We start from the raw sequence: 5,322 nt of genomic DNA on the forward strand, positions 1-5,322 counted from the left end.
CCCATGCCCGTTCTAAGCCATCCCCCGTCGACCTACGGAGACAATGAAGGTCTCCAGCGCCACCACATCAGGGATCTGACCGGTTTTGATCGCCACATCCAGTTCCGCCAGGTTCCTATAGAAGGCCTCCAGTTGCGGCAGGGAGAACGCCACAACCGCCTCAGCGATTTTGCGGGCTGCATAGGGATGAAGCCCCAGCAGATTCCCTGCCTCGGCAGGTGAGAGGCCCTTCTCCAGCTGCTCCTTCATCAGGAGCATGAGGCGAAACTGGCGGACGATCATGCCAAATAGACCTAACGGGTGTTCCCCTTCCGCCAGCAGCCGGTGCAGGGCCGCCAGGGCCCGACGCACATCCCGACGGCCCAGCGCCTCCGTCAGCTCGAACAGGCTGATGGGCGCCGCATAAGGCACCAGCCGTTCGACATCCTGCGGGGTCACCGGCCGACCGGCTGCCCAGGTGATGAGCTTTCGGATCTCCTGATCCAGGAGACGTGGATCGGTGAGAAGAGCCGCCAGGGCAGAGGCGGCCTGCGGCGTAAATGTCCCACTGTAGCGTCGGGCCCGAGTCATCACCCACTCCGGCAACACCCGGGGAGGGGGAAGCGGAAAATGCCGCACCTCTCCCTGATCCGGATGGGCTGCGATCCAGCGCAACAAGGGATGGTCTTCCGGAAGCGTCCTGGGCTCTATCAGGACGAGCAAGGTGGTGGGGGGGACAGTGAACAGCACCTCCAGGAAGGCGGTCTCCTCCCGGGCCCGACGGCGCCCTCGCGTGAACAGGCCCTCCACGATGATCAAACGACGGGCCGACAGGAACGGCATCGCCGCACATGCGGTCTGCAATTCGGCCGGGGTCACTCGCCGCCCATCCAGGGTGATGACATTCATCGACTGAGCGGCGGCGTTCCCAACGGACTCCCGAAGCTCCATCAGCGCTTCTTCAATTTCCAGCTCATTTTCCCCGTGCAGGACGATTACCATGAAAACGCCTCACGAAGTCATAGCGCGGAGCGAATCATTTTCAGGCAGGAGTTATGCAGTTAGGAGCCGGCTAAGCGAGGCGGGATGACCCCACACCCCTCGATCCCCCCTCCCCACGGCCCTTTGGGCCGTGGGGAGGGGGGATCCAAAAATTTTTTAGGGGGGGGCAGGGCCAGGCGCCTTTGGCGCCCGGCTCCGCCCCCAAAGCCCCAGGGGATGAGGAGAAAGATCTTTTAGGGCTGGGGCACCGCTGAAGGCAGCGTCCCAGCCCTAAGACCTCATCGGAAGGATTTATCCTCCGCGAGTCTCCACAAAATAACCGTGGACCCACCCACCCGGAAGCGCTCGCACGCCCACGATCTCCAGATCTCCCGGATCCGCACGGGTGGTGAGATGGGTCTGCAGCCACGGACCCAGGGGTTGGGCCGCGATGAGGGCAAGCACCGTCGCCAGGATCATCAACGGCAACACATCCCGACGCCGGCGGTAGGGAACCAATCCCATGGTCAGAAAGGCAGCCAGGCCCGCCGTGGTGCCGGAAGCCACGTAATTCGTGCCGCACCCCGGATGAATGGCCCAGTGATGTTCCCCGCGTCGCAAGCGCTCCAGGGCCTCCCGGGAGGCCACCACCACCGCCTCCAGGGGCACATTTCCATAAATGTAAAACCCGAAAGGTGTGGAACGACCCGCCATTGGCCGTCCAGGGAACTGCTGGCTCAGCAGATGAATCGTTGCATGCTCCAGCGCGTGGTTGCGCCGGATCCGTCGCACGGGCGTCCAATCCAGGATGGACATCTCGATCCTCCTTACCTCCTCCTCGCTGTGAAGCAGGAAGCGGGCGAGAGTGTTTCCACCGGTGGGAGGGCGCGCTTTCCGCGTGCCGCCCCACAAGCAGAAGCCTAAAGTAAAGTAAAGATGAGCTCTCTATGGTTCTGAGGGCCGCGCCACCACAATCAGACGGTGCGTGTTCGTATGAGAGGGCCAGCATGTGACCAGGGTCAGCCGCTCATCCCACGTGGGTAGAACCCATTGCAGATTGCGTTGCCGGACCTCCAGGGGCTGGCCCTTCTCCGGCAGGATATGGACCGCCTCCACCCGGTAGACATGGATCCGCCGTCGGGTTTCCAGATGGATCCGATCCCCTGGATGCAGGCGATAGAGGTTCGCAAACACCCTCCCATAGATGTTATGATGGCCGATCAGGACCACATTGCCCGGCTGGCCGGGATAGGCCGAGGTGACCAGCCAGCCGGCAGCAAAATCATGCGGCGGCTCCCAGGTGATCCATTCCTGCTGCCCCTCTCGCACCGTCGTCAGTCCCGCAGGGACTACAGGGGCGTCCAGCTGGATGGCCGGAATCCATAGACGGAGGGGAGGCTCCGCGTCGGGAGCTGCCGTCGGCAAAGGTGGGGATGGCGTGATCAATGCGGGTCGGGGCGTTTCGGCGGGCGCCATCGGCGAGGGGATCGCTTCCCACGCACGGGAAGGCCCAGGCTCTGATGAATGCCCGATGGGAACAACCGGAGAGGCCAGAGCGCGCCACCCGAGCGCGATGCCTCCCAACCAGGTCGCCAGACCAACCCCCAGCATGATCCAGCTTAGTCCATGGAGAAGCCCGTGGTGCCCTTCACCCATGGCGCCTGTTCCAGGTAACGCTCGACCATCGCCAGCAGCGTTTCATTATAAAAGGCGGTGATCGTTCGATAGACCTCATGCCAGCGCTCCGGGGAGCTGCCCATCTCCACCATCTGGAACACACTCTCCAGCAGGTAGCCTCCGAAATGCAGGAAGGCCCGCAACAGATCTCCCAACCCCACACCTGCAGCCATCGCCTGATCCGCATAGCGCGCCCCAACGCGCTGGGGGCGCAGGGGATCGCGATCACGGATGTACGCCTGAAGCTCCTCCAGCAATTGATAACAGGTGGCCTGGAAGGCCTGGGCCATCTCTCCCCGCATCCGCTCAAACCATGGGGCTTGAAGCCCAGCCCCTCGAGCGAGCTCCAGGCGGAGCTGGCCCAGCGTGTAGGCGATCAGCATTTGCACCCCAGGCTCCGTTCCGTGAGCCTGCAGCCATATCTCCAGATCCCGACGGGCGAACCGCCGATGTCCTCCTGCTGTCCGGCGAGAGGGGATCCGTCCCGCGTCAGCCCAGGCCCGAAGGGTGGCCGGATGCACCCCCAGCATTGCGGCCGCTGCTTTGAGGGAAAGCCACTCGCCTGAAGTCTCTTTATTCTTTTTTCGCTTTGCCATCTGTGGCTTCTCTCCGCCAGCTTCCAGAAGTCGCGGTGGCAGGGGGAGCATCTGAAAACATGGCATCCGGCTTTCTTCCAGCTCCTTCAGAGGCTTGGTAGTGCTTTGACCAGTTATGAATTGGAGATCGGGTGAGCTGAAACCCATCCGGAAGGGCGATGGCCCCTCCTTCCTCATCTCCGCTCTTCCCACGGCCCAGAGAGTCGTGGGAAGAGCGGAGAAAAATCTTTTGAGCGCTCTGCTTTTCCAAAATGCGCTGTTGCGAACGGGGAGATTTAAAGGACAGGGCGAGATCCGACCTCCCGGCACGGATCGCTAAGGCTGCAACATGGCCTTTCAAGAACGAAGGGGCGCTACCGTCTGCCGGAGATAGGCCTCGATGAACCCATCCAGCTCCCCATCCAGCACCCGCTCAACCTGGCTGGTCTCATAGTCGGTGCGATGATCCTTCACCAGCTGATAGGGGTGAAGAACATAGGAACGAATCTGATTCCCCCACTCGGCGCTCACGTGCTCTCCCTTCAGGGCTGCGATCTCCGTTCGTCGTTTCTGCTCCTCCAGTTCCGCCAGGCGGGCCTTCAAAATCTTCAACGCGGTTTCTTTGTTCTGAGTCTGGCTGCGCTCGTTCTGGCACGAGACCACAATCCCTGTCGGGATATGCCGGATGCGGACGGCGGTCTCGTTCTTCTGCATATGCTGACCGCCTGCGGTGGAGGCCCGGAAGGTCTCAATGATGATGTCTTCCGGGCGGATCACGATCTCCGGGCTCTCCCCGATATCCGGCCACACCTCGACCAGGGCGAAGGAGGTGTGGCGGCGACGAGCCGCATCGAAGGGGGAAATGCGGACCAGCCGATGGACTCCTTTTTCGGCTTTCAGATAACCATAAGCGTAAGGGCCCCTCACCAGAACCGCGGCGCTCTTGATGCCCGCCTCCTCACCGTCTACTTTATCCAGCAATTCGGCCTCCCATCCACGGCGCTCAGCCCAGCGGAGATACATGCGCAACAGCATCTCCGCCCAATCCTGAGCGTCGGTCCCGCCCGCCCCGGCGTGGATGGCCAGGATCGCGTCGTTGCGATCGTAGGGGCCAGACATCCAGACTTCAAATTGATGGTGCCGGATCTCCTCCTCCAGAGCGCCGATCTCCCGCTCCAGATCCGAGGTCAGCCTCTCGTCTCCTTCCGCTTCCGCCAGATCCAGCAGCTCACGGGCCTCCTGGATCCGATGGCGCAGGCGGAGCCAGCTTTCTACCTCCTCCTTCAGCCGGCCCAGCCGCTTCATGATCTCCTGGGCCCGTGTGGGCTGATCCCAGAGATCTGGTCGAGCGGCTTCTTCCTCCAGCTTCTGGATCTCCATCTGTTTCTTCGGGATGTCAAAGACGGTCCAGGAGATCCTCCAGGGTCAGCGTCAATGCCTCCAATCGTTCCCGCAACTCGCTCATGGATTCCTCCTCCGGTCGGTGGGTAACTGGCCCCAGAATCAATCACCTGACGGTTTCAGCCCAGATTAAGGAATCCCCCTCCCGCACCGCGGAGCAGTGCGGGGAGGAAGGAGAAAAACACGTGGGGGGTCGAGTGGGCCGACTTCGACAGCCTGCCCGAATCCCAAATCCCCAGGGAAGGATCAATGGTAATTGCAGAATTTATGCATCCCCACAGCTCAATGGGCCACGGCGAGGAGGCCTCCCCGCCCCCCTTAAATTCCCTAGATCATCCACCGGCTACCCCAGGAACCCGGCGATCGCTTTCATAAACTCCCGAAGGTCCCGGATTGCATCTGACAGAAGCGTGTGCACCTGAGCCGCATCCACTTTCCAATACAAATGCACCAGCCGGTTCCTCAATCGGGCCAGCTGACTCATCGCTCGGGCTGTTTCCGCCTTCAAGATTTCCCTTCGCTCCAGCAGCTGGAAGATTTCCGCATAACTCTGCGGGCGCCCAAGACCCAGGCGGGCCACAATATGATGACCGATGTCTATAGCCGCCTCGATCCCCAATTGCAGGAATCGTTCCGCGCTCCCGTAACGATAAGGATCCTGACAGAAAGCTTCCCGATCCATCCCGGCCAGGGGTTCCAGCAACCTCAA

Annotated in this window: 6 protein-coding genes; all 6 read right to left on the minus strand. The window is 61.7% G+C overall.

The genetic code is table 11. The annotated features are described in order from the left end of the window. Positions 1–12: 12 nt before the first annotated feature. Positions 13–981: a DNA polymerase III subunit delta gene (gene holA, locus NZM16_RS01785; RefSeq protein ID WP_295478103.1), complete on the minus strand. Its 969-nt coding sequence runs from the start codon at positions 979–981 to the stop codon at positions 13–15. 291 nt (positions 982–1,272) lie between these two features. After that, positions 1,273–1,776 (minus strand): DUF6391 domain-containing protein, encoded by a 504-nt coding sequence (locus NZM16_RS01790; protein ID WP_295478106.1) that lies wholly within the window; start codon positions 1,774–1,776, stop codon positions 1,273–1,275. Between the two features lie 129 nt (positions 1,777–1,905). Next, positions 1,906–2,616, minus strand: coding sequence for a sortase (locus NZM16_RS01795; protein ID WP_295478109.1), 711 nt, complete (start codon positions 2,614–2,616; stop codon positions 1,906–1,908). Beyond that, the gene (locus NZM16_RS01800; protein ID WP_295449280.1) at positions 2,580–3,233 is read right to left on the minus strand and encodes a helix-turn-helix domain-containing protein; all 654 of its coding nucleotides are present in this window, start codon (positions 3,231–3,233) and stop codon (positions 2,580–2,582) included. The genes NZM16_RS01795 and NZM16_RS01800 overlap by 37 nt, the downstream gene beginning before the upstream one ends. Before the next feature lie 336 nt (positions 3,234–3,569). Next, positions 3,570–4,677, minus strand: a protein-coding gene (prfB, locus tag NZM16_RS01805; RefSeq protein WP_295478111.1) for a peptide chain release factor 2 whose coding sequence is annotated in 2 segments (ribosomal slippage) — positions 3,570–4,610 and positions 4,612–4,677 — 1,107 coding nt in all. Because the reading frame shifts where the segments join, the coding sequence is not laid out codon by codon here. A gap of 279 nt (positions 4,678–4,956) precedes the next feature. Beyond that, positions 4,957–5,322: DUF86 domain-containing protein (locus tag NZM16_RS01810; protein WP_295478113.1), on the minus strand; the 366-nt coding region annotated here is incomplete at its 5' end.

The organism is Thermoflexus sp., assembly GCF_025055495.1.
In the GTDB taxonomy this organism is placed as follows: domain Bacteria; phylum Chloroflexota; class Anaerolineae; order Thermoflexales; family Thermoflexaceae; genus Thermoflexus.

Coding starts and splice junctions, on each gene's coding strand:
- holA (WP_295478103.1), bottom strand. CDS start 981: ATGGTAATCGTCCTGCACGGGGAAAATGAGCTGGAAATTGAAGAAGCG.
- NZM16_RS01790 (WP_295478106.1), bottom strand. CDS start 1,776: ATGTCCATCCTGGATTGGACGCCCGTGCGACGGATCCGGCGCAACCAC.
- NZM16_RS01795 (WP_295478109.1), bottom strand. CDS start 2,616: ATGGGTGAAGGGCACCACGGGCTTCTCCATGGACTAAGCTGGATCATG.
- NZM16_RS01800 (WP_295449280.1), bottom strand. CDS start 3,233: ATGGCAAAGCGAAAAAAGAATAAAGAGACTTCAGGCGAGTGGCTTTCC.